Annotated in this window: 22 protein-coding genes; 6 read left to right on the top strand and 16 right to left on the bottom strand. The window is 65.4% G+C overall.

Annotation, left to right across the window (positions count from 1 at the left end):
- The 4 genes from QI450_RS01950 to QI450_RS01935 form a co-directional block, all read right to left on the bottom strand.
- Positions 1-486, bottom strand: a complete 486-nt coding sequence (locus tag QI450_RS01950; RefSeq protein WP_226776425.1) for a MarR family transcriptional regulator — start codon at positions 484-486, stop codon at positions 1-3.
- Positions 487-720: 234 nt separating this feature from the next.
- Positions 721-2,385: a thiamine pyrophosphate-binding protein gene (locus QI450_RS01945; RefSeq protein ID WP_282468083.1), complete on the bottom strand. Its 1,665-nt coding sequence runs from the start codon at positions 2,383-2,385 to the stop codon at positions 721-723.
- Entirely contained in the window at positions 2,382-3,470 is a 1,089-nt protein-coding gene (speB, locus tag QI450_RS01940; RefSeq protein WP_226776423.1) for an agmatinase, read from the bottom strand. The genes QI450_RS01945 and speB overlap by 4 nt, the downstream gene beginning before the upstream one ends.
- A gap of 152 nt (positions 3,471-3,622) precedes the next feature.
- Positions 3,623-4,198 carry a cupin domain-containing protein gene (locus tag QI450_RS01935; protein WP_226776422.1) on the bottom strand — a complete coding sequence of 192 codons (576 nt, stop codon included), beginning with the start codon at positions 4,196-4,198 and terminating at the stop codon, positions 3,623-3,625.
- A 314-nt stretch (positions 4,199-4,512) separates the two neighbouring features.
- Here QI450_RS01935 and QI450_RS01930 point away from each other — a divergent pair, with 314 nt between their 5' ends.
- On the top strand, positions 4,513-6,036 hold the full coding sequence (locus tag QI450_RS01930; protein WP_226776421.1) for a sodium:solute symporter: 1,524 nt from the start codon (positions 4,513-4,515) through the stop codon (positions 6,034-6,036).
- A gap of 82 nt (positions 6,037-6,118) precedes the next feature.
- Here QI450_RS01930 and QI450_RS01925 read toward each other — a convergent pair whose 3' ends face one another.
- On the bottom strand, positions 6,119-6,355 hold the full coding sequence (locus tag QI450_RS01925; protein WP_226776420.1) for a hypothetical protein: 237 nt from the start codon (positions 6,353-6,355) through the stop codon (positions 6,119-6,121).
- Positions 6,356-6,660: 305 nt separating this feature from the next.
- Here QI450_RS01925 and QI450_RS01920 point away from each other — a divergent pair, with 305 nt between their 5' ends.
- Positions 6,661-7,782: a VIT1/CCC1 transporter family protein gene (locus QI450_RS01920; RefSeq protein WP_226776464.1), complete on the top strand. Its 1,122-nt coding sequence runs from the start codon at positions 6,661-6,663 to the stop codon at positions 7,780-7,782.
- Positions 7,782-8,690: a matrixin family metalloprotease gene (locus QI450_RS01915; RefSeq protein WP_226776419.1), complete on the top strand. Its 909-nt coding sequence runs from the start codon at positions 7,782-7,784 to the stop codon at positions 8,688-8,690. Before QI450_RS01920 ends, QI450_RS01915 begins: the two co-directional genes overlap by 1 nt.
- A 4-nt stretch (positions 8,691-8,694) precedes the next feature.
- Here QI450_RS01915 and QI450_RS01910 read toward each other — a convergent pair whose 3' ends face one another.
- The 6 genes from QI450_RS01910 to QI450_RS01885 form a co-directional block, all read right to left on the bottom strand.
- Complete coding sequence (locus QI450_RS01910) at positions 8,695-9,828, bottom strand: Rossmann fold nucleotide-binding protein (protein ID WP_226776418.1); 1,134 nt, start codon at positions 9,826-9,828, stop codon at positions 8,695-8,697.
- 114 nt (positions 9,829-9,942) lie between these two features.
- On the bottom strand, positions 9,943-10,716 hold the full coding sequence (locus QI450_RS01905) for an SDR family NAD(P)-dependent oxidoreductase (protein WP_226776417.1): 774 nt from the start codon (positions 10,714-10,716) through the stop codon (positions 9,943-9,945).
- Positions 10,717-10,742: 26 nt separating this feature from the next.
- Positions 10,743-12,128 (bottom strand): MFS transporter, encoded by a 1,386-nt coding sequence (locus QI450_RS01900; RefSeq protein ID WP_226776463.1) that lies wholly within the window; start codon positions 12,126-12,128, stop codon positions 10,743-10,745.
- A 191-nt stretch (positions 12,129-12,319) separates the two neighbouring features.
- On the bottom strand, positions 12,320-13,027 hold the full coding sequence (locus tag QI450_RS01895) for a FadR/GntR family transcriptional regulator (RefSeq protein WP_282360097.1): 708 nt from the start codon (positions 13,025-13,027) through the stop codon (positions 12,320-12,322).
- A 118-nt stretch (positions 13,028-13,145) separates the two neighbouring features.
- Complete coding sequence (locus QI450_RS01890) at positions 13,146-13,631, bottom strand: polyketide cyclase / dehydrase and lipid transport (RefSeq protein WP_226776415.1); 486 nt, start codon at positions 13,629-13,631, stop codon at positions 13,146-13,148.
- 160 nt (positions 13,632-13,791) lie between these two features.
- On the bottom strand, positions 13,792-15,030 hold the full coding sequence (locus tag QI450_RS01885) for an MFS transporter (RefSeq protein WP_226776414.1): 1,239 nt from the start codon (positions 15,028-15,030) through the stop codon (positions 13,792-13,794).
- 172 nt (positions 15,031-15,202) lie between these two features.
- Between QI450_RS01885 and QI450_RS01880 the strand changes: the two genes are divergently transcribed.
- Positions 15,203-15,652, top strand: coding sequence for a MarR family transcriptional regulator (locus QI450_RS01880; RefSeq protein WP_226776462.1), 450 nt, complete (start codon positions 15,203-15,205; stop codon positions 15,650-15,652).
- A 92-nt stretch (positions 15,653-15,744) separates the two neighbouring features.
- On the opposite strand, the gene QI450_RS01875 is transcribed toward QI450_RS01880, so the two are convergent.
- Positions 15,745-17,139 carry a sugar porter family MFS transporter gene (locus tag QI450_RS01875; RefSeq protein WP_226776413.1) on the bottom strand — a complete coding sequence of 465 codons (1,395 nt, stop codon included), beginning with the start codon at positions 17,137-17,139 and terminating at the stop codon, positions 15,745-15,747.
- Positions 17,140-17,366: 227 nt separating this feature from the next.
- On the opposite strand from QI450_RS01875, the gene QI450_RS01870 reads away from it, so the two are divergent.
- A complete protein-coding gene (locus QI450_RS01870) occupies positions 17,367-17,708 on the top strand; it encodes a metalloregulator ArsR/SmtB family transcription factor (RefSeq protein ID WP_226776461.1) in 342 nt (113 codons plus the stop codon).
- Entirely contained in the window at positions 17,705-18,187 is a 483-nt protein-coding gene (locus tag QI450_RS01865; protein ID WP_226776412.1) for an SRPBCC family protein, read from the top strand. Before QI450_RS01870 ends, QI450_RS01865 begins: the two co-directional genes overlap by 4 nt.
- 107 nt (positions 18,188-18,294) lie before the next feature.
- On the opposite strand, the gene sucD is transcribed toward QI450_RS01865, so the two are convergent.
- The 4 genes from sucD to pcrA form a co-directional block, all read right to left on the bottom strand.
- Positions 18,295-19,197, bottom strand: coding sequence for a succinate--CoA ligase subunit alpha (gene sucD, locus QI450_RS01860; RefSeq protein ID WP_226776411.1), 903 nt, complete (start codon positions 19,195-19,197; stop codon positions 18,295-18,297).
- A 12-nt stretch (positions 19,198-19,209) separates the two neighbouring features.
- On the bottom strand, positions 19,210-20,379 hold the full coding sequence (gene sucC / locus QI450_RS01855) for an ADP-forming succinate--CoA ligase subunit beta (RefSeq protein ID WP_226776410.1): 1,170 nt from the start codon (positions 20,377-20,379) through the stop codon (positions 19,210-19,212).
- A 223-nt stretch (positions 20,380-20,602) separates the two neighbouring features.
- Complete coding sequence (locus tag QI450_RS01850; protein WP_226776409.1) at positions 20,603-21,310, bottom strand: hypothetical protein; 708 nt, start codon at positions 21,308-21,310, stop codon at positions 20,603-20,605.
- Positions 21,311-21,315: 5 nt separating this feature from the next.
- Positions 21,316-23,844: a DNA helicase PcrA gene (pcrA, locus tag QI450_RS01845; protein ID WP_226776408.1), complete on the bottom strand. Its 2,529-nt coding sequence runs from the start codon at positions 23,842-23,844 to the stop codon at positions 21,316-21,318.
- Positions 23,845-23,855 lie beyond the last annotated feature (11 nt).

Raw genomic sequence — 23,855 nt, 5'->3', positions numbered from 1 at the left:
CTACTCCTTAACAGTTTCGGTCGTATTCGTGGGTCCGGCCGTCGTTGCCCGGGCTGAGGTCCTGAGGGACTCAGCAAGTTTCTTCAGGGTCCGCGCCGTGAGTTCGACGTCGTCCTGGCTCCAGTCCTGCAGCAGGCCCTGGATGGTTGCAGTGCGGTGGTCCTCGATGACCCGCAGCTTCTCCGCACCGGCCGCCGAGAGGGCGATCAGCTGGGCGCGGCCATCCTCGGGGTCCGGCCGGCGGACCACGTAACCTTGCTCTTCGAGCTCGGCGATATGCCGGCTGAGCACGGGGGCGCTGACGCCGAGCCGCTCCGCAAGGTGGGTGGCCCGGGATTCGCCCTCCCCGACAAAACGGAGCACTCCCTGCAGGGCCACCCCGGTGTCCTGGCCGCGAAGGTTGGCTGCGGCAACACAGCGGACGGCGCGCTGAAGGTCAAAGATCTGGTAAACGAGTTTGGCTGCGGCATTGGATTCAACGGTCATGGCGGACACCCCTCTTTTGTTTGCCCTAGGCAACTATATAGCAAAATTGGTTACTTCGGGAAACTAACCCTGTTCGGAGCGGCCCCAGGGGCGGCATAACGCGCCGGCGCGTCGAAAGAAGTGGCCGTTAAACGCCAAACGCGGGCCGGCCGCGTCCACCCATCATTTAATGAGGGAGGACGCGGCCGGTCCGCGCAGTGTGTTTACCGATTTCCGGCGTTCCGGCCGGCCGCGCTAGTCGTCCAGGTGGGTGGGGGCGAACATCTTCAGCAGGGTCTCGACGACGACCACGTTCGGGCCGTCCGCCGCAAACCCGGCCCTGAGCGCATCCCCGATGTCCTCGGGGGCAACCCGGACGGCCGGGACGCCGAAGGCCTCCGCCAGCTTGACGAAGTCAGGACGGGCGAGTTCGGTCGCGGTGGCCTTGCCGAAGGCGCCGACCATGTATTCACGCAGGATGCCGTAACCGCCGTCGTCCACAATCAGCCACGTGACCGGAACGTTGTGCTGCTTGGCAGTGGCCAGTTCGGAAATGGAGTACATCGCCGATCCGTCGCCGGAGACGGCCAACACCCTGGCAGACCCGCCGGGCTTGCCGGTGGTTTCCAGGCCAACAGCGCCGCCGATTGCCGCAGGAAACCCGAAGCCGAGGCCGCCGGCGCCCTGGGCAGAGTGGAACTGGCCCTGGCGGGCATCCCAGCAGCTCCAAGCCCAGTACGCGGAGATGGTCATGTCCCAGAATGTCTGCATGGCGGCGGGGACGGCCTCGCGGATGTCCGCCATAAACTTCAGTTCCTTGCCGAGATCCTGGGATTCGAGGCGGGCAGTGACCTTCGCGAGGGTTTTTTTGACCAGATCTTCCGGCGAAGTGCCGTGCCAGTTGGTGCGATCGCCATATGGTTCCCGCAGGGCATCGTCGAGGGCGGCGAGCGCCTGGCCGGCGTCGGCCCGGATGCCCAGACCGGGACGGTTGGATTCGAGGACGCGAGGTTCGGCGTCGATCTGGATGATCCGGCCGCGCGGCGCAAAGGTGAAGTAGTTTGATGTGACTTCGCCGAGTGAGGAACCGATCACAATCAGCACGTCGGCGTCCTCAAGGAGCTCCGTCATGTACTGGTCCTCGATCCAGGACTGGAGTGAGAGTTCGTGGTTCCACGGGAACGCGCCGTTGCCGCCGGGCGTGCAAATCACCGGCGCCCGGAGCTTCTCCGCGATGGCGAGCAGCGACTTCTCGGCCCGGCCGCGGCGGGCTCCCCCGCCGGCGATGATGGCGGGACGTTCCGCCGACGCCAGCCATTTGACGGCTTCGCGGACCAGTTCGATCCGCGGCGGATTATCGGCGGCCTCGGCGAGTGCATCCTCCACCGGGGGCACCATAATCGGATCCAGCAGCACGTTCTGCGGAATCTCCAACCACACGGGGCCCTGCGGCGAGGAAATCGCCTCGGTCCAGGCATCCTGGATAGCCGAAGGGATGCCGGAGGCGTGCTGGATGAGGCGCTGGCTCTTGGTGACGTTGGCGGCCGAAGCCTTCTGGTCATCGAGTTGGTGCAGCATTCCCTTGCGGCGCGCACCGAGTCCTTCGAGCGGGATCTGGCTCGCGATGACCACCATGGGAACGCCGGTGGCATACGCTTCCTGCAGCCCGGCCAGGGACGTCAGCGCTCCCGGTCCGGTGGAGAGGAAAAGGACACCGACCTCGCCGGTGGCCCGGGAGTAGCCGTCCGCGGCAAAGGCGGAGTTGTTCTCCACCCGGGAGGAGACGAAGTGCAGGTTGCCCCGGCCCATCGCATCAAAAAGCCCCAGGGCGTGCTGCCCCGGAATCCCGAAGACCGTTTTGGCGCCGAGCGCTTCGAGCGTCTCGACAACGAGGTCCCCGCCATTGCGCACTCCGGTCACTGGGCGACCCCGCCCCCGACGCGGGCTGCGGCCGGAGTGGCGAAGCCGGCCGGACGGCGGGATTCCTGGCCGAGCGCCTGCGCAGCGTACCCGTTGGCCGCGCCGAAGCGGTCGCCCCCAACCGCGCTGTCCGCCATCAGGGTGACCAGTTCGTAGGCCACGTGGCTTGCGGCGACGCCGGTAATGTCCGCATGGTCGTACGCGGGGGCCACCTCCACAATGTCCGCCCCCACCAGGTTCATGCCGCGGAAGCCGCGGATGATTTCGAGCAGCTCGCGGCTGGTGATGCCGCCGGCTTCCGGGGTGCCGGTGCCGGGGGCGTGTGCGGGGTCGAGGACGTCGATGTCGACCGAGATGTAGAGCGGGCGGTTGCCGATCCGGTCACGCACCTTCGCTACTGTTTCGAGCACACCCTGGTAGTAGACGTCGGCGGAGGTCACAATGCCGAAGCCGAAGCGGTGGTCGTCGTCGAGGTCCTTTTTGCCGTACAGCGGGCCACGGGTGCCGATGTGGCTAATCGCCTCGGTGTCCAGGATGCCTTCCTCAACCGCCCGGCGGAACGGGGTGCCATGGGTGTATTCGGCACCGAAGTACGTGTCCCAGGTGTCCAGGTGCGCGTCAAAGTGCAGCATGGCGACGGGCTGGCCGGCGCGTTCGGCGGCGGCGCGCAGCAGCGGCAGCGCAATGGTGTGGTCCCCGCCGAGGGTCAGCAGCTTGCTGCCGGCGGCGGTCAGGTCCAGGGCATTCTGCTGGATTGTCTCGATCGCTTCATTGATATTAAAGGGGTTGACGGCCATATCGCCGGCGTCGGCCACCTGGATGTTCTCGAAGGGGCTGACATCCCAGGCCGGGTTGTACGGGCGCAGCAGCCGGCTGGCCTCGCGGATGTGGTTGGACCCGAAGCGGGCACCGGGGCGGTAGGAGACGCCCGAGTCGAAGGGCACGCCCACCACCGTAACGTCGGCCTTGGCGACCTGGTCCAGCCGCGGCAGGCGCGCATAGGTAGCGGCCCCCGCGTAACGGGGGATGCGGGATGAATCAATAGGGCCAAGGTTGCCATTGGCCTCGATGCGCAGCTCTTCCAAAAGAAAGCCTCTCCTTCGAGGATTGACCGACGGGTGTGATAGCCATCATACACTCGAAGTTGTCTCTTGAGCATCAAATGTTTACAAAAGGGCCATCCACGGCATCCCCACCGGCCCCCGGGCCGCACTGCGCAGTGACCCGGGCCGGAACGCTAGCGGCTTGCGGCGGGGACCAGGACCCAGAGGACTTCGACGGCTTCGTCGGTCGGGTTGATCCACGTGTGCGGCTCACGGCCCGGGAAAGTCACCGTGTCGCCCGTGTGGAGTTCAAATTCCTCGTTGGTGAGGATCAGCCGGATGCGCCCCTGCACCACATGCAGCACGTCAACGTCGCAGTCCACGGCATACAGTTCCGATTCGCCGCGGCCGCGGGGCTCAATCACGGCCTGGATAATCTGCACCCGCCGTTCCGAGCGCGCGGTCAGCAGCCGCTCCACAATCCCGTCACCGCCGAGCGAGATCCTCGGTCCTTCGTCCTTCTTGGTGTGATGGGTTTCCGGGGCGGCAAACAGTTCGCCGATCGAGATGGAAAGCACTTGGCACAGCGTCACAAGCGATGCTACCGAGGGCGAAGTGAGGTCGCGCTCGACCCTGCTGAGGAATCCCTTGGTCAGCCCGGTGGCGTCGGCAACCTGCTCGATCGTGAGCCGCTGCGACTGCCGCGCGGCGCGGATCCGGGAACCGATGGCAACCGGAACATTGCTCGGTTCAACTGGCAAAGCTTTCATTTTTTGGAACCTTTCACGGCCGGCCGCTCGGCCCCATCGTTTGAGCAATACTAGCGGGACGGCCTCCCCGGCCGGCCAGATCCGGCCGCGACGCGGAATGCGTCTTGACTGTTACCAGCATCACAACATAGGGTTTGGCAACAAGTGTTGCCTATTGGGCAAAAAACCGCACCGGCTGCGGTGGTGTTGCCCGGTCCGGGACACCTTCACCGGCAACTAGTGACCGTACCCATCAGGAAGCAGCTGGATCCCGTGCGAGCCGCAATCGCGCCGACGGGTTTCAGCCCAGCTCAGAACAGCTCAGGGAGCCCTTTATGGACGCAAGTCTCGTCAACATCGCCATCGTGGTGGTGTACCTGGTCGCCATGCTGGCGTTCGGATGGTGGGGTAAATCCCGCACCAAAAACAACAGCGACTTCCTGGTGGCCGGCCGCCGCCTCGGCCCGTTCCTCTACACCGGGACCATGGCTGCCGTCGTTCTCGGTGGCGCCTCAACCGTCGGCGGTGTGGGTCTCGGCTACAAGTTCGGCATCTCCGGGATGTGGCTCGTGGTCGCGATCGGCGCCGGCGTGCTGCTCCTGAGCCTGCTCTTCGCCAGCACCATCCAGAAGCTCAAGATCTACACGGTTTCCCAGATGCTGAGCCTGCGGTACGGCAGCCACGCCACCCAGACCTCGGGCATCGTAATGCTCGCCTACACGCTGATGCTGTGCGCAACGTCCACCGGCGCCTACGCCACAATTTTTGTTGTGCTCTTCGGCTGGGACCGCGCACTCGCCGTCGCCATCGGCGGCGCAATCGTCCTGGTCTACTCGACGATCGGCGGGATGTGGTCCATCACCCTGGCCGACCAGGTTCAGTTTGTCATCAAAACAGTCGGTATCTTCTTGCTGATGCTGCCGCTGACCCTCAATGCCGCCGGCGGCTTCGAAGGGATCCGCAGCCGCGTGGACGCCAGCTTCTTCCAGATCGACGGCATCGGCATCCAGACGATCATCACCTACTTCGTCGTCTATACCCTGGGCCTGCTGATCGGCCAGGACATCTGGCAGCGGGTGTTCACCGCCAAAACGCCCACGGTCGCTCGGTGGGGCGGCGCGACGGCCGGCATCTACTGCATTCTCTACGGTGCCGCCGGCGCCCTGATCGGCCTGGGCGCGCGCGTTGCGTTGCCGAATATCGACGTCAAGGCCCTCGGCAAGGATGTCGTCTACGCCGAAGTTGCCACTAACCTGCTTCCGGTCGGCATTGGCGGCCTGGTGCTTGCCGCGGCCGTCGCCGCGATGATGTCCACCGCCTCCGGCGCCCTGATCGCCGCCGCCACAGTGGCCCGGGCCGACGTCGTACCGTTTGTCGCCGGCTGGTTCGGCAAAACCATCAACACCGATGACACCGAGAACCCCGAGCACGACGTCCGGGCCAACCGCATGTGGGTCCTGGGCCTCGGCATCGTCGCGATCGTCATCGCCATCGTCACCAAGGACGTCGTCGCGGCGCTCACCATCGCCTATGACATCCTCGTCGGCGGACTCCTTGTTGCCATCCTCGGCGGACTCATCTGGAAGCGCGGCACCGGCATTGCCGCGGCTGCCTCCATGGCGGTGGGCTCCGTCATCACACTCGGCACCATGATCGTGCTGGAAATCAATGCCGAAGTCCCGCTGGACGGGATCTACGCCAACGAACCGATCTACTACGGCCTGGTGGCCTCCGCGGTGGTCTACATCGCGGTGTCCCTCCTGACGAAACCGACGGATCCCGCGGTCATGGCCAACTGGCACCGCAGGGTCGCCGGCGATGCCGCCGTGGAAGAAAAAGTACCGGCCGTCACGCACTGAGGTCCTGAGAGCGAGTTAAGGTTCGACGGCGGCGCTCCCATCCGGGGGCGCCGCCGTCGATCGTTGCGGCCGGTGGGAGTCTTCAGTCATCGTCCCCGGGCTCCAGGAATTCCTCCCGGTCCAGGGGCAGCACAGGCTTGTCGTCGGCCAGGAAGTCCTCTTTGTCGAGCGGAACGAGCCGATCCGCCTCTTCCAGGAGCTCGTCCTCTTCGGTCTCCGCGGCATCGCTGACCGGCGCGTCCTGGGCATAGTCGAAAGCAGGATCGGACTCAAGGGAATCCCGAGCCGGCTGGACTGAATCTGAGCCGATGTTGTCCATGATGCACCCTCCGTGCGATGGGTGGCGGCAACGGCACCGCCGGGCCGCCCTGGGTCTCATTCGAACACCACGAACGCAGGCGGTCAAGGGCTCCAAGCGAGCCGGCCCGCTGCCCCTGCGAAGGCCCCGCAGCGGCTGCGGTTTTACGGTTTACCGAAACTCCTTCCTGAGGATTGCCAGCCAAAAATCCGCGCAAATTCGGGGTACGCTGGTTACGCAACGGGGCCGAACCATGCCCTTCAAGCCCAGGAGCTTCCGTGTCTCAACACGCCACATCTGACCAGTTCAACCCGGAACCCCACCGCCTGAAACCCGGCCAGGAGACCGTTCCGGAGGCGTCCGCGGCGACCCCGAGTGCTGCGGACATCAAGCGGTGGCGGCAGTACCTAGCCGACGAGCGGGCCGAAGCCGCCGTCTACCGCGATCTGGCCCAGAACCGCAGCGGCGAAGAGCGTGAGATCCTCCTCGCCCTGGCCGAAGCCGAAGGACGCCACGAGGCCCACTGGCTCCAGCTGCTCGGCGGGAGCGCCGGTCGCGCCCGCTCCGCGTCGCTCCGGAGCCAGTTCCTCGGCTTTTTAGCCCGCCACTTTGGCTCGGTGTTTGTCCTGGCACTTGCCCAGCGGGCCGAAAGCCGTTCCCCGTATGCCACCGATCCCTCCGCCACACCGGCGATGGTCGCCGACGAACAGATCCACGAGGAAGTGGTTCGCGGCCTGGCCACCCGGGGCCGCAACCGGCTGGCGGGAACGTTCCGGGCGGCCGTTTTTGGCGCCAACGACGGGCTGGTCAGCAACCTTTCCCTGGTAATGGGCATGGCGGCCTCCGGTGTGGCCAGTTCAGTAGTCCTGCTCAGCGGCGTCGCGGGCCTGCTGGCCGGGGCGCTCTCCATGGGCGCCGGCGAGTACATTTCCGTCCGCTCCCAGCGCGAACTGCTGGCTGCAACCCGCCCCACCCAGATCACCCTGGCCGCTGCACCCTCGCTGGACATCGAACACAATGAGCTTGTGCTGGTCTACCTGGCGCGAGGCATGTCGCGGGAGGCCGCCGAACACCGCGTGGCCGAGCGGATGGGCCTGCTGGACTGCGATTGCGATCCCAGCCTCTCGCTGCAGCCGGAAATTCCGGAAGCCCTCGACGAGCACGAAGCGGTGGGCACCGCCTGGGGCGCCGCGGCGTCGAGCTTCTGCTTCTTCGCATCCGGCGCGATCGTGCCGATCCTGCCCTTCGTCCTGGGTATGACCGGCGTCGCGGCGCTGGCTGTCTCCGCTGCCCTTGTGGGCCTGGCGCTGCTGTTCACCGGCGGGGTCGTGGGCCTGCTCTCGGGCACCTCCCCCTCCTCCCGCGGCCTCCGTCAGCTTGCCATCGGAATGGGTGCCGCAGGCGTGACCTATCTGCTGGGCCTGGCCTTCGGCGCCGTGGTTGCCTAGTGGCCGGTCCTGATTTCCGGGACCGGACACCGCGGCACAGCAGCGCCGGGACCGTCCGGCGGATTGTCGGCCGCCTCGCCACCGTCGCCTTGATTGCGGGGGCCGCGTTCCTGGCAGTGGGCTTGATCTACGCTGATCCGCGTTTTACCGGACTTTTCGATGCCGGTCGCGGAGCCGGGCCGGGCACCGCGGTGGAGGGCCAGCCGGGGCGGCCTGCGTCCGCTGCGACAGTCCGGACGGACACTCCCCCGGCCGGATTCGAAGAGCACGACCAGCCGCTGGGCCACCCGCAGAAGCCGGCCGTGGCCAGTAGTTCGTTCAAGTTCCTGGCCACGAACGAGGACGGCACCCCGGTGGGGTATTCGCCGTGCCGGCCGCTGCATTTTGTGGTCAACGCGGCACTCGCTCCCGACGGCGCCGACCAGCTCGTCGAGGACGCGATCAGAACAGTGTCCCGCGCGACCGGCATCGAGTTCGTCGACGACGGACCAACCACCGAGGCTCCCGCCCAGTCCCGAATCCCTTATCAGCCAACCGCTTACGGGGAACGCTGGGCGCCGCTGCTGATCGTGTGGACCACCCCCGACCAGGCTCCGCAACTGAAGGGCCCCGTGATCGGCACCGGAGGCAGCACCCACTTCAGCTTCGGCGACGGACCCAAAAGCTTCGTCACCGGCAGCCTGGAACTCGACGCCCCCCAGATCGGGGCGGACCTCGGCCGGCAGGACGGAGCCGCATATGCCACGGCGGTCATCCTGCACGAACTCGGACACGTGATGGGGTTGGAGCACGTGGACGACCCCGCGCAGCTTATGTACCCCGAGATCGGAACCCCCGACGGCCTGGCCGCCGGCGACTTGAACGGCCTCTTCGAACTCGGCAACGCGCCGTGCCGCAAGGACCTCTGAGCCGCTAGCCGTCCAGGACGGCGAGCGCCTCCTCTACGGTATCGACCAGGAAGATCCGGCGCTCCATCCGGCGGCCGGCGGCGAGGCTTTGCAGCAGGGGCCACGCCGGGTAGCGCCGCACCCAGTGCTCGCGCCCTACCAGTACCATCGGCGTGATGGTTCCGGAAGTGCCGTAGTAGTTCTCGCAGGCATCCTGGAAGATCTCCTGTATGGTGCCGCCGGAGCCTGGCAGGAAAACGATGCCGGCGTTGCAGAGCTCCAACAGGATGGCCTCGCGGATGGAGTTCGCGAAGTACTTGGCGATATGCGTGGCGAAGAAGTTGGGCGGCTCGTGTCCGTAGAACCAGGTGGGGATTCCCAGCGACGGTGTACCCGCCGGATGGCGTTCGACGACGGCGGCAGCGGAGCGTGCCCACGCCGAGACGGAAGGCCGGAATCCCGGCACGGCGGCAAGATCCCCCAGGGCCTGCCGGAAGTCCCGTTCCGGAGCCCCGCTCAGGTATGCACCGAAGTTGACGGCCTCCATGGCACCGGGCCCGCCGCCGGTGGCGACCATCCGGCCCTCCGTGGCCAGCAGCCTCCCCAGCCGCGCGGCCGTTTCAAAGTCGGGGGACGCACGGCTGGCCGTGTGTCCGCCCATCACGCCCACCACGGTCCGGCCTGCACAGAGATCGGAGCGGGTCAGCTCATCGAGGGCATCGCCGATCGAGTGGTCGTGCAGCGCCGCGGCCAGGGTTGAGTCCAGCCGGTGACGCTGTCCCGGCCGGATGCTCCATTGGTAGACGAGTGCATCCGGGGTGTCCTCATAGCGGGAGTCGGAGATCCCGGCGTAGAGCTCCTGCGGGGTGTACAGCTGCCCCCGGTAAGGGTTAAACGGAACCGCGTCGAGTTTCGGGAAAATCAAGGCACCGCGGCTGCGAAGCCAATCCTCCATGCCCTCGTCGAAGGTACATCCGAGGAAAATTCCGCCTTGTGCGTGCATGGCCTGGAGCTGAGCCCGCCGGCCCCGCAGGTCCAGTGACTGGGCATGCCAGCCTTGGATGGACCGTGCCCCGGCAGCGACCAGGGCGTCGAAAGTGTCCAGGCTTTCGACCTCCAGTGTGCGCGGGCTGGGGTGCAGGCTGCGGGCTGCGTTCATGGTGCCAGCCTAGACTGCGACGTCTGCTCCGCCACGGCAGCTTGCGGGAGCGCCAACACGAAGGTGCCCCCGCCGAAACCGGCGGAGGCACCTTCGTGTTGGGTACTGGTCCGGTCAAGAAACCTGGAGGCCGCCGTTGATGTCATAGGTGGCGGCCGTGATGAAGCCCGAGTCCTGCCCCAGCAGGAAGGCAATCAGGGCCGCTACGTCCTCCCGGGTGCCCACCCGGCCCACCATGATGCCCTCGGACATCTGGGCCTTGCGCTCATCGCTCAGCGCGCCGCCCATGATGTCCGTATCGATCGGGCCGGGTGCAATCGCGTTCACTGTAACGCCGAATTCGCCCACTTCGCGGGCCAGGGCCCTGGTGAACCCGATGATGCCGGCCTTGGACGCACTGTAGGCGACCTTGGAATAGGTGCCGCCGCCTCGCTGGGCAGAGATGGAGGAGATACTTACAATCCGCCCGAGCTTGCGCTCGATCATTCCCTTAAGCACCCGCTGCGAGACGATGAAGGTACCCCGCATGTTGATCGCAAATACCTTGTCCCACTCCTCGACGCTCGTTTCCATAAAGGGCGTCGGGGAGCTGATGCCCGCGAGATTGGCCAGAGCCACAATCGGCGGAAGGGAATCTTCGATCTCGGTGATGGCCCGGTCCACGGACGCCGCATCTGACACATCCGCCCCGACGCCCATGGCCTTGACTGCACGGTTGGAGCCAATTTCCGCAGCGGCGGCCTTGGCGTCTTCGGCATTGATGTCCAGGATGGCGATGGACCATCCTTCGCTCGCCATCCGGTCCGCGGCGGCGCGGCCTATACCGCGGACCGACGCAGCGCCGGTCAGGACAACTGTGCGTTCGGAGGGGAAAGTGGTTGCGCTCATGGTGTGTTTCCTTCGGGATTTCGGGATCAGGAGATCTTGGCGGCGGCCGCGGACTCAGTGGTCACTTCGCCGGCAGCGCCAACTGCGGGATCCAGTGCTGCATCGCCTTCGGGGCGCTTGCGGGCATAGAGGTAGGTTGCCACGGCGGTGATGCACAGGCAGAGGGACAGGAACAGCAATCCGCTTTGGTTGCTGCCCGTGGCGTCGTTTAGGAGTCCGACGGCGTATGGGGCAACGAACCCGCCCAGGTTGCCCAGTGAGTTGATCATGGCCAAACCGGCGGCAGCAGCCGCCCCCGTCAGGGCAGCAGAGGGCATGGACAAGAAGGGCGCGATGGCGCCGTAAATGCCCATAGCCGAGGCAGTCAGTCCGATCATGGCCAGGATCGGGTTGACGGGCAGGAGGTATCCTGCGGCCAGCAGGCCCATGCCGGCCAGCACCATACTGACGGCTGTGTGCCAGGCGCGCTTGCCGGTCCGGTCCGCACGCTTGCTCCAGAAGTAGACGAAGACGGCGGCCACGGTGTACGGGATGCAGACGATGAAGCCGATCTGGGGCGTGGAGAACTTGCCGAGGGCAGCGACGATGGTGGGCATCCACAGGCCCAGTCCATAGATTCCGCAGACCAGCCCGAAGTAGAGCCCCGAGTAGATCAGGGTGCGCTTGTCCTTGAGGCCGGCCAGGAAGTTGTGGTTGCCGGAGCCGGATTTGACGGCCAGTTCGGCTTCCATCGTGCTCGCAAGCCATTCACGCTCGTCGGTGTTGAGCCATTTGGCATCCCGCGGACGGTCCGTCATAAGGATGGGGGTGAGCAGCCCCAGCATAATTGCCGGGATGCCTTCGATGATGTAAAGCCACTGCCATCCCTGGAGGCCCATAACGCCGTCCATCTGCAGGAGCAGCCCGGAGACGGGAGCGCCCAGGGCATTGGAAACCGGCTGGGCCAGAATGAAGATGCCGAGCACCGTCACCCGCTGTGCGGCCGGGAACCAAAGGGTCAGGTAGAAGAGGATTGCCGGGAAGAAGCCAGCCTCGGCCGCCCCCAGCAGGAACCGAATGACGTAGTAAGTGGTCTCACCGTTCACCAGGCACATGGCCGTGGCGAAAATGCCCCAGGTGATAAGGATGCGGGCCAGCCACTTGCGTGCGCCAAACCGGTACATGCCTGCGTTGCTCGGGATCTCAAGCAGCGCGTAGCCGAGGAAGAAAATGCCGGCGCCCAGCCCGTACGCGGCTGCGTTCAGGCCGATGTCCTCGCTCATGGTGAGTTTCGCGAAGCCGACGTTGTTGCGGTCAAGGTAGGCAACGAAGTAGAGCAGGACGATCAGCGGCATAACGCGGCGGCGGACCTTGCGGAGCGTGCGCTCGCCAAGCTCGCCGAATCCGGCGGACTTGAGGGAGAGTGAAGTCATCATCGACCTTCTGTCTAGCGGGTCCCGCACCTGCGGTGGTGGGATTCCGTGGGGATGGTGGGGCCCAGTCCTGGTGCAATGACCCGGAAAGAGCAAGATCAGATGTCAGACATCTGATTGGAGAGCATGAGGAAGAGCATAGAAGAGTGACACAGCTTACGTCAAGCCCCCGCCTGGCAGCCGCCGTTCGGTCAGGAAACCGCGCTTTTCACGTAGCGCTCGTAGTCCCGGTAGGTCTGGTCCATGTGTTCGTCCATGCTGCGGCGGGCCAGTTCGGCGTCGCCGCTAAGGATGCCCGCCATGACCTTTTGGTGGTGCTCAATGGCATGCAGCTGAATCTCCTCGACGGCTGACGTTTCGCGCCGCTTCAGGTAGAGGAGCTGGCCCAGCTGGGCGAACAGCGCCAAGACAAAAGGATTGCCCGAGGCCTTCAGCACAACATCATGGAAGCCGATGTCCGCCGCCACAAAGGCGTCCAGGTCGCCGGAATCGTGAAAGCGTTTCATATCCGCGATGCAGTCGCGCATCTGTTTGGCATGCTCGGGAGTGTGGCGTGCCGCCGCCAGCGCGGCGGCCCCGGTTTCCACCATGCGGCGCATCTCGATCAGGCCCGCACCCACCTGCTCCGCCCCGTTGCCGTGCGAGGCGGCCTTGAAGATTGCGTCCAGCCCGGTCCAGTTGTCGGACGGATTGACGAAGGTTCCGCGGCCGGCTTTTACGTAGAGGATGTTCTGCGCGCGCAGGGCCTTCAGCGCTTCGCGCACCGTGAGGCGGCTGACGTCGTAGGACTTGGCGATGTCGGCTTCGGGCGGAATGGCTTCGTGGGGCTGAAGTTTGCCGTCAAGGATGTCGGCGAGCAGGCCGTCGACGAGGTCGTCAACGAGTGTCCTGCGGCCCATCGCGGTTCCCACCTTTAGTCTTGCCGTTTGCTCCCCGTGCCATCAACCTTACAGACGCCGCCGGGCGCCGCGGGTCCCGGCGTCCGACGGCGCGGCAGCTAGCTGCGCCGCCTTGGCCTCAGGAAACCCCGGCATTGCCGGCTTGGCGCTGCCCGGAGGACAGGTAGTCGTCCAGCTTGGCGAGGGTCTGCTCGATATTAGCCGGGTGCCGGCGCAGGTAGCCGGCCAGCCGCAGGAGAATCCTGGCGCGCACCTCCCGTGCGTCCCATTGTTCGGTAACGCGGGTTCCCGGACGCCCGGCGGCATCCGTCGCGGGCTCCAGCAGGTAACGCCAGATGTGGCCCCCAAAGTGCCGCCACGCGATCTGCCGGCCCTCCTCGAATTCGCACACCGTGTTCAGGATCTTGTAGTCCAGTTTGATGTTCATCTCCATCCCGAACTTCGCACCAAGCGCGAGCCGCTCGGGGCCGCGGGGCTGGGCCCCCTTGACGGTGCCTGAGCCGTCGATCACGCTGTGCAGCGCGGGTGTGGCCAGCACTTCGAAGATGGCTTCAGGAGTGGCAGCGATGAACCGGCTGCGGGACACGAGATATCTGTTGGTCATCCGGCAATCCTAGTCCCGGCAGGTCCGCTTGAAGAATGAACCAGGCCCAACCAGCATCGCTGCGGACGGGACCGCAGCGGCGCTGGCGGACCCGCTGCGCCCCGAGGCGTTGGCGCAGGGACGGCCGGAGACCCCTAAACTTCCGCGTCCGACGGGCACGTTAGGCCCGCTGCAGCTCGACGCCCGCGGCGCCCGGGCGTCCGACGCCGGCTGCCGGACCGCCGTCGGACCGGCCCGCGCGGCTGTTCCGCTTAGCCCCGGCCGCGGCCGCGGCACATGCCATCACACCGAGGCCCAGCAGTGTGATTCCGGCGCCGGCCCAGATGGGTGACGTGTAGCCCAGTCCGGCGGTGATGGTCACGCCACCGAGCCAGGCCCCGAGTGCGTTGCCAACATTGAAGGCGCCGATGTTGGCGCCGGACGCCAGGGTGGGAGCCGTCCTCGCGTACTTCATCACGCGCATCTGCAGCCCGGGAACGGTGGCGAAGCCGAAGCCGCCGAGCAGGACCATGGAGACGATGGTCATCGGCTGGCTGGCGGAGGTGAGGGCGAAGGCCACAAGGACCAGCACCAGTGCCGAGAGAGCCACCAGCAGGGTGCGGTCCACGTTCTTGTCGGCCGCCTTCCCGCCGAGGGTGTTGCCAATGAAGAGCCCGACGCCGAAGAGGATAAGCAGCCACGGGACGGTGGTGGCGGTGAAGCCGGTGACCTCGGTGAGCGTAAAGGCGATGTAGGTGAAGGCGCCGAACATTCCGCCGTAGCCGAGGATGGTGACGAAGATGGAGAGCCAGACCTGGCCGGAGCGGAAGGCCCGGAGTTCGCCGCGGAGTCCGCCGGGGGCGGCGTCCCCGGACCCTGCCGCGGGGACGAGCGTCAGAATGCCTACGAGGGAAATGATGCCGATGACCGTGATCGCCCAGAAGGTGGAGCGCCAGCCGGTGGCCTGTCCCAGCATGGTGCCGAACGGCACGCCGAGGACGTTGGCTGCGGTCAGGCCGGTGAACATGATGGCGATGGCTCCGGCCTTCCTGTTGGGCGCGACCATGCTCGCGGCGACCACGGCGCCGATGCCGAAGAACGCGCCGTGTGACAGCGCGGCGATGATCCGGCCGATCATCATGGTCCAGTAGTCGGGTGCAAGCGCCGAGACGAGATTGCCGGCAATGAACAACACCATCAAAACGGCCAGGACCGGCTTGCGCTCGAACCGCGTCACGGCGGCGGTGAGGACCAGCGCCCCAACGACGACGGCGAGGGCGTAGCCTGAGATCAGCCAGCCCGCGGTGGCCTCGCTGACCTGGAAGTCCGCCGCCACTTGCGGCAGCAGTCCCATGATGACGAACTCGGTGAGTCCGACCCCGAACCCGCCGAGGGCGAGTGCAATCAGGCCAATTGGCATGGCGTGCTCCTTCAAAACTGTACGGAAAGAATATGCGGGGCGTAAGCTATTAGTTGCAGACGCGCTATTTATTGTTGCACAAGCATTTATAGCGCGCAAGCAACTAAATGGTATGCCGCCCGTGCTCCGAGACTTTTCGGGGCCAGGCCAGCAGATGTAAAGGGGAAGAATGATGGGCATCAAGGACGGCGCCGTCGAGGTCCGGGCACAAGGCTGGCGGACCCTGGCGGCCCTGCACGGACTGATTGAGGCGGAGCTGGAACGGTCCCTCCAGTCGGTGGCGGGCCTCTCCGTTATCGAGTACACCGTGCTGGAAGCTCTCAGCCGGCAGGACGGCTGGCACATGAGAATGCAGCAACTGGCCCGCGCCAGCGCGTTGAGCGCCAGCGCCACCACACGTCTGGTCAACCGGCTGGAGGATCGGGGCCTGCTGACTCGGATCCTGTGCGCGGATGACCGCCGGGGAATCTACACCGAGCTCACCCCAAGTGGCATCACGCTGCTCGAGGAAGCCCGGCCAAGCCATGACGAGACGTTGGAGCGGGCCCTGGCCGACGCCCAACAAGTGCCGGAGCTGGCCCCCCTGGTTCAGGCGCTGCCAACGCTGCATGCAGCCACCTAGGGCCCCGCGGGCCCCGGAGGCGGCCAAGCTCACACCCCGCGGCAGTGCCGGGCGGGGTCAGGCGAAGGTGCCGGCCACGAATCGTCGGCTGGCTACCTGGCGGCCAGCCGCTTGAAGTGATGCTCAAGGTCTTCCAGGCTCTTGTCCTTGGTCTCTGGAATGTACTTCGCGGCGAAGGCGATAGCGCCGACGCCCAGCACGGCAAAAACGAAGAAGGTGTTCCCGAGCCCGATCGCGGCAAGGAGTTGCGGGAAGCCAAAACTCACCAGGAAGTTCACGCTCCACAGGACAAAGACCGAGGCGCCCATGCCTAGGCCCCGGATCTTCAGGGGGAAGATCTCGGAAAGCATCAGCCAGGTGACCGGCGAGATCGAGCCCTGCTGGAAGGCCAGGAACGTCACGGTCAGGGCGAGGACCACGAAGCCGCGGGTGGTACCTTCGGGCAGGACCAGCGAACAGAAACCGATCAGCAGCAGCGCCGCCGTTGTGCCGAGCTGGCCCGTGATGAGCATCCTGCGCCGCCCCACCTTGCCCAGCAGCCAGATCCCCACGAAGGTTGCCACAACGGAGATCACTCCGTTGGCAATGTTCGCCGTCAAAGCGGCCTCCCGGCCAAAGCCGGATTGGGCGAGGACCTGGGTGCCGTAATACATAATCGAATTCACGCCAGTAATCTGCTGGATGACAGCGAGCCCGAGGCCCACCACAAAGATGCGCCGAAGCCACGGGACACCGAGATCCTTCCAGGAAACCACCGTGGACTTGTAGTCCTCCACGGCCATGGCTTTGACTTCCTCGAACTCTGCCCTGGCCTCGGACTGGGAGCGGACCCGCTGCAGCACACTGAGCGTTTCGCCAAAGCTGCCCATCGAGGCCAGCCAGCGGGGGCTTTCGGGCATAAAGCTCATGCCGATCCAAAGACCGATCGCCGGCAGCGTAGCGATTACGAGCATCCAGCGCCAGATCCCGCCGGATTCGCCGAAGCTGACGCCGAGGTAGGCGTTGAAGATGAAAGCCAGCAGCTGCCCGGTGACAATCATCAATTCATTCCGGGTGACGACCCGCCCGCGCTGGTTGCTCGGTGAGACTTCGGCGAGGTACACCGGCACGGTGACGGAGGCGCCGCCGACGGCAAGCCCGAGAACAAACCGGGCCAGGATCATCACCTCGGTGTTCGGGGCGAAGGTACAGGCCAGGGTGCCGATCAGGAAGATGACGGCCAGCGCCATGATCATCTTGCGACGTCCGTTGCGGTCCGCCAGGCGCCCGCCAAAGAGGGCGCCGAAAGCGGCCCCAACGAGCAGCGAGGAAGTCACCAGCCCCTCGGTGAGCGGAGTGAGGCCCAGGTCCTCCTGCATATAAGGCAGGGCACCGTTGATGACGCCCGTGTCATAGCCGAAGAGCAATCCGCCAAGGGTGGAAATGACGGTGGCGGTACGGAGTGCCCGCCGGTGTTTGACCTGGTGTGGCCGTGTTGTTGCCGTCATTCGCGCACCTTCCCGCAGACGCCCAAATTCCAACCATTTTACGCGATGGCACTGCTGTTCAATCTCGGCGGCGGGCCCTTGCGGCAGCCGTCCGCCAGGCGTAGCGTTAGCAACCTATAGATTGATCAACGAAATAGTTGATTACCAGTGACTCCAGGCCGAAGCGCGTTCAAAACACAAATTATCGACGGAAGGTGGTGCATCACGTGGACAACGACGACGACGGCATGCTTGACGTAGCCTTCCTGGCGCTGGCCGACCCCGTCCGCCGCAGCATCATCGCCCGGCTCAGCCGCGGCCCGGCCACCGTGAACGAATTGGCGGAACCCTTTGCGATCACCAAGCAAGCGGTTTCCAAACACATCCAGGTGCTCGAACAGGCCCAGCTGGTCACGCGCAGCCGTGACGCCCAGCGCCGGCCTGTGCATCTGAACCCCGCACGGCTGGAGGTGCTCACCGCATGGATCGACCAGTACCGGCTGGTCCGCGAGGGGCAGTTTCGCGGTCTTGACGCCGTGCTTAAAACCCGCGCCGCACCGAGCGGCACACAGGCAAAGGACGCATCATGAGGAACGCATTGACTCTGACAGTCCCCGACGGGCTGCCCTTCATCGACTTTGGGCGCGACTTCGACTTTCCCGTCTCCGAGGTCTTCCGGGCGCACCAGGACCCCGAACTCGTCGCCCGGTGGCTCGGGCCGCGGCGGGTAAGCATGAGCATTGACCACTATGACTTCAGGACCGGCGGCAGTTACCGCTACACCCACACGGCGCCGGACGGCAGTGCGTACGGCTTCAGCGGCGTCTTCCACACCGTCCGGGAGAACGACTTCGCCATCCAAACCTTCGAATTCGACGGCTACCCGGACGTGGTGAGCATTGAATTCCTCAGCTTTGAAGACCTTGGCGGCGGCCGCACCCGGCTCAGCGGCCACGCGGTCTATCCCAGCCTGGAGGCGCGCGACGGCATGGCGAAGTCCGGGATGGAGGGTGGTATGTCCGAAGGCTATGAACGCCTCGAAGAGGTTCTGGCCGGAGACCCCGGATAAGGCACAACTCAAACAACCAACGCGGGGCCACCTCCGCCCCCGTCCCAGCGAGTGGGACGGGCCGTCGGTGACCCCGCGTTGTGGTGGTGCTTGGTGGTGCTTGGCCCCTAGAGGGTCGCGAGGACTTCGCGCAGGAGCTTGGCGGTCTCGGACGGCGTCTTGCCGACCTTGACCCCCGCAGCCTCGAGGGCTTCCTGCTTGGCCTGGGCGGTGCCCGCGGAGCCCGAGACGATGGCGCCGGCGTGGCCCATGGTCTTGCCTTCCGGGGCGGTGAAGCCGGCCACGTAGCCAACAACCGGCTTGGTGACGTGTGCCTTGATGTAATCGGCGGCGCGCTCTTCGGCGTCGCCGCCGATTTCGCCGATCATCACGATCGCCTTGGTCTCCGGGTCGGCTTCGAAGGCTTCGAGTGCATCGATGTGGGTGGTGCCGATGACCGGGTCGCCGCCAATGCCGATGGCGGTGGAGAAGCCCAGGTCACGCAGTTCGTACATCATCTGGTACGTCAGGGTACCCGACTTGGAGACGAGGCCGATGGGGCCCTTGCCAGTGATGTTGGCCGGGGTGATGCCGACGAGGGCCTCGCCCGGGGTGATGATGCCGGGGCAGTTCGGTCCGATGATGCGGGTGACCTGCTTGCCGTTGGCGTCCACCTTGGACTGGGCCAGTGCCCAGAACTCGGCGGAGTCCTGGACCGGCACGCCTTCGGTGATAACAACGACCAGGCCGATCCCGGCCTCGATGGCTTCAACAACGGCGTCCTTGGTGAACGCCGGGGGCACGAAGACGATGGAAACGTCGGCGCCGGTCTCGGCCATGGCTTCCTTGACCGTGCCAAAAACGGTGATCTCGGTGTCGCCGTGGACGACAGTGGTGCCGGCCTTGCGGGCATTAACACCGCCGACCACATTGGTGCCGGCCTTGAGCATCAGGGCGGTGTGCTTGGTGCCTTCGCCGCCGGTGATGCCCTGGACGATGACCTTGGAGTCCTTATTCAGATAAATAGACATAGTCGAGTCCCTTTACTTCGCTGCGTTGGCGAGCTCGGCGGCCTTATCGGCGCCCTCGTCCATGGTGGCTGCCAGGGTAACCAGCGGGTGGTTGGCCTCGGCCAGGATGCGGCGGCCTTCCTCGACGTTGTTGCCGTCGAGGCGGACAACCAGCGGCTTGTTCGCGGAGTGGCCCAGCTCGGCCAGGGCACCGACGATGCCCTTGGCGACGGCGTCACAGGCGGTGATGCCGCCGAAGACGTTGACGAAAACGGACTTGACCTGCGGGTCCCCCAGGATAACGTCGAGGCCTGCTGCCATCACCTCGGCGGACGCTCCACCGCCGATGTCCAGGAAGTTGGCCGGCTTGACGTTGCCGTGGTTCTCGCCGGCGTAGGCAACGACGTCGAGCGTGGACATAACCAGTCCTGCGCCGTTGCCGATGATGCCCACGGAGCCGTCGAGCTTGACGTAGTTGAGGTCCTGCGCCTTGGCTTTGGCTTCGAGCGGATCAGCCGCGTCCTTGTCTTCAAGGGCCGAGTGCTTGGGGTGACGGAAGCCGGCGTTCTCGTCGAGGGAGACCTTGCCGTCCAGGGCAACGATGTCGCCGGCTCCGGTCAGCACCAGCGGGTTGACCTCCACAAGGGTGGCGTCTTCCTTTTTGAAGACATCCCAGAGCTTGAGGATGACGCCGGCGACTTTGCCGCGCAGTTCCTCGGCAAAACCTGCAGCGGCGACGATTTCGTCGGCCTTGGCCTGGTCGATGCCGACGGCCGGGTCGATCGAGATCTTGGCCAGGGCGTCGGGGCGCTCAACGGCGAGCTGCTCGATTTCCATGCCGCCTTCTACCGAGCACATGGCCAGGTAGTTGCGGTTGGCCCGGTCCAGCAGGACAGAGAAGTAGTATTCCTCGGCGATGTCAGCGCCTTGGGCGATCATCACGCGGTGAACGGTGTGGCCCTTGATGTCCATGCCGAGGATGTTGGTGGAGTGTTCAAACGCCTCGTCAGCGGTCTTAGCGACCTTAACGCCGCCGGCCTTGCCGCGGCCTCCGGCCTTGACCTGCGCCTTTACGACAGTTACGCCGCCGATTTTCTCGGCAGCTGCCTTTGCTTCTTCAGGGGTATGCGCCACGATGCCAGCAAGCACGGGTACACCGTGCGCCTCGAACATATCGCGCGCCTGGTATTCAAACAGGTCCACGGTTTAGTGTCCTTCTACGTCGAAGTAGTTTCTGTACAGCCGGACCCCACGTTATCGCGGTTACCGGGCTGCGGAATAAACGCACCCTGCGACTAGCTTGGAAACGAGCCACACGGCGCAATGCTCCTCTCGAACTGTAGCCCTTCCTGGGAAGCAGCCCGCCCCAGAGTACCCCTTATGTGAGTAAGGACACTATTCTATGAAGCGTAGAAAAACCCCTAGATTACGGGGTTTTTGGGGCTTCAAAGGGCCCCTGCGAGCCTTGTTTGCCGGCGTTGTGGATCAGTTCGTAATGGTCGCGCGACACAAAAAAGGCGACGCCGGCTGAGACGTTTCCGCAGGCGACACCGCCGTTGTAGGCCGAGCATCGCAGCCCGTTGCGCTCCAGGTTCTTGCCCTCGTCGAGGACGGGAAGCTCGGAGATGGGACCGGTGTGGGTTCCGCGGGGGCCGAACTCCGCTTCCTGCTCGGTGACACCGGATCGGCATTCGCCGTAGACCGCGCGCCCCGGGGTGAGCAACGCGACGCCGCCGAGGAAGCCGAGCCCGGTTCCGCCGCAGGTATCCGAAATGTCCGTGGCCTCCGGAGCGGGGTAGGAAGCCAGCTCACAGTGCGCCACCGGGACGGTGGCCAGCTTGTTGTTGGCGCTGTCCGCGTAGCCGTTCTGCTCATACGGCAGGTTCACGTGCTCGCCCCTGGCCGAGGTCAGGGAGCAGACCACGTTTCGGTCTGCCGAGACGAAGCTGAGGAGGTCCTGGCCGACGGCGTACTTCGACGCATCGGCGAGCGGGGCCTGTTTGAGCTGCTCCAGAACTGCCAGCGGCGCGGGCGGGACGTAGTCCGGGTCCTTCTGCGTGACGGTACACGCCGTGGCTGCCACGAGGGTAAGGCCGGCCGTGATCCCCAACAGTGTCCGTCGTATGAACTCCATAATGCCTAGGCGTCGCTCTTGGTCAGCGGGGCGTAACGGAGCAGGAGCCGTTTTTCACCGATGCTGAACTTCACCTTCGCGACGGTCTTGTCCCCCGAGCCTTCGACGGCCAGCACGGTGCCGTTGCCGAAGCTCGTGTGGTTGACCTTGTCGCCCACACCCACAGCGACGATTTCCTTCTGCGGCTGCACCCGGTTTTTGACAATGGCCGCCGGAACGTCCGCGTTGAAACCCGCTGAGGTACTTGCGTCGGCCCCGCGTGCGGTGCCGGCACCCCAGAATGAGCCACCGTAGCGGCTTGAGCCGACGGTTGCGCCGCTGCCCCAGCCGCCGGATTGGCGGGTAGAGCCTTCACGCTTCCACTCCACCAAGTCGGCCGGGATTTCTTCGATGAACTGGCTGGCGGGGTTGTACTGGCTCTGGCCCCACATGCTGCGGACCTCGGACCGGGTCAGGTACAGGCGTTTGCGCGCCCGGGTCAGGCCAACGTAGGCCAGCCGGCGTTCTTCGGCCAGTTCCTTGGGGTCGGTGGCAGAGCGCTGGTGCGGGAACAGCCCGTGTTCCATGCCGGTCAGGAACACCACCGGGAACTCCAGGCCCTTGGCGGTGTGCAGGGTCATCAGGGTGACAACTCCGAGCCGTTTGGCTTCCGCGACGGCGGCGGCCATCTGATCGGCGCTGCCCTCCGGCGCGTCCGGAATCTGGTCGGCGTCAGCGACGAGGGAGACCCCTTCCAGGAACGCACCAAGCGAACCCTCGGGGTTGTCGCGTTCGTATTCACGCACGACGGCGACGAGTTCGGCGAGGTTTTCCACCCGCGACTCATCCTGAGGGTCGCTGCTGGAGCGCAGGCCGGCGAGGTAGCCGGTCTGTTCCAGGACGGCTTCAAGTGCCGCGGCAGCACCGGAGCCGGACGCTACCTCGGCGAGGTCGTCGAGGAGCTTTACGAAGCCCTGCACGGCGTTGACGGAGCGGGTGGCCATGCCGGGGGCCTCGTCGGCGCGGCGGGCGGCCGCCATAAAGGAGATTCGGTCGCGCTGGGCGAGGGATGCCACGGCACCCTCGGCCCGGTCGCCGATGCCGCGTTTTGGCTCGTTGAGGATCCGGCGCAGGTTGACGTCGTCATCCGGGTTGACCAGCACCCGCAGGTAGGCCAGAGCGTCCTTGATTTCCTTGCGCTCGTAGAACCGGGTGCCGCCGACCACCTTGTAGGGAAGTCCGACGCGGACCAGGACGTCTTCGATCGAGCGGGACTGGGCGTTGGTGCGGTAGAAGATCGCGACGTCGCCGGGGCGCAGATCGCCTTCATCCTGCAGCCGGTCGATTTCCTTGGCGATGAACTGGGCTTCGTCGTGTTCGTTCTCGCCGACATAGCCGACGATCTTCTCGCCGTCGCCCTCTGCCGTCCAGAGCCGCTTCTCCGGCCGATTGGGGTTGCGCGAGATGACCGAGTTGGCGGCGCTGAGGATGGTCTGGGTGGAGCGGTAGTTCTGCTCCAGCTTGATGGTGCGGGCGTCGGGGTAGTCCTTCTCGAACTCCACGATGTTGCGGATGTCGGCGCCGCGGAAGGCGTAGATGGACTGGTCCGAGTCGCCGACGACGGTCAGCTCGGCAGCGCCGGGGCCTTCGCCGACGATTTCGCGCACCAGGGCGTACTGGGCGTGGTTGGTGTCCTGGTATTCGTCTACGAGGACGTGTCGGAAGCGGCGCCGGTAGGACTCGGCGAGCGCAGGGAAGGCGCGGAACATATAGACCGTCTCTGCGATCAGGTCATCGAAATCCATGGCGTTGGCCTGGCGCAGCCGCTGGGTGTAGCCCTTAAAGACTTCGGCGACGGCCTGCTCGAAGGGGTCATTGTGATTGGCGCCGGAGGAGTAACTGTCCGCGTCGATGAGTTCGTTTTTGAGCGCCGAGATCTTGTGCTGGATGGCTTTGGGGGCAAAACGCTTGGGATCCAGGTCCAGGTTCTTGGCCACAAGTGTGACCAGCCGCAGCGAGTCGGCGGAATCGTAAATGGAGAAGTTGGAGTTCAATCCGACGTTTTTGGCTTCGCGGCGCAGGATCCGGACGCAGGAGGAGTGGAAGGTGGAAACCCACATCGTTTTGGCCCGGCCGCCAACCAGGGCTTCAACCCGCTCCCGCATTTCGGCGGCAGCTTTGTTGGTGAACGTGATGGCCAGGATCTCGCCGTGATGGGCGCGGCGGGTGGCGATCAGGTAGGCGATGCGGTTGCTGAGCACTCGGGTTTTACCCGAGCCGGCGCCGGCGACGATCAACAGGGCGCTGCCGGCGTGTTTTACGGCCTCTTCCTGCTGCGGGTTAAGTCCTTCAAGGAGCTCTGCCGGGCCGGGAAGCTGCCGGTGGTCTCCGTTTCCGTCTCCGGCGAAGTTGACGTGATGTTCACCGTTGAGCTTGGCACTTTCCGCGGGATCCCGCCCGGCCAGGCCCGTCCCGGCAGGCACTTTGGTGCCCGCCGCCGTCGTCGAGGCAGTAGCGAAGGGTCCGTCGGCGTAAGGGTCAAACAACATATCCATGGTGTTAACAA

This window comes from Arthrobacter sp. EM1 (assembly GCF_029964055.1).
Taxonomy (GTDB): domain Bacteria; phylum Actinomycetota; class Actinomycetes; order Actinomycetales; family Micrococcaceae; genus Arthrobacter.
The sequence above is the reverse complement of the archived record's forward strand: the minus strand, read 5'-3'. Positions and strand labels throughout refer to the sequence as shown.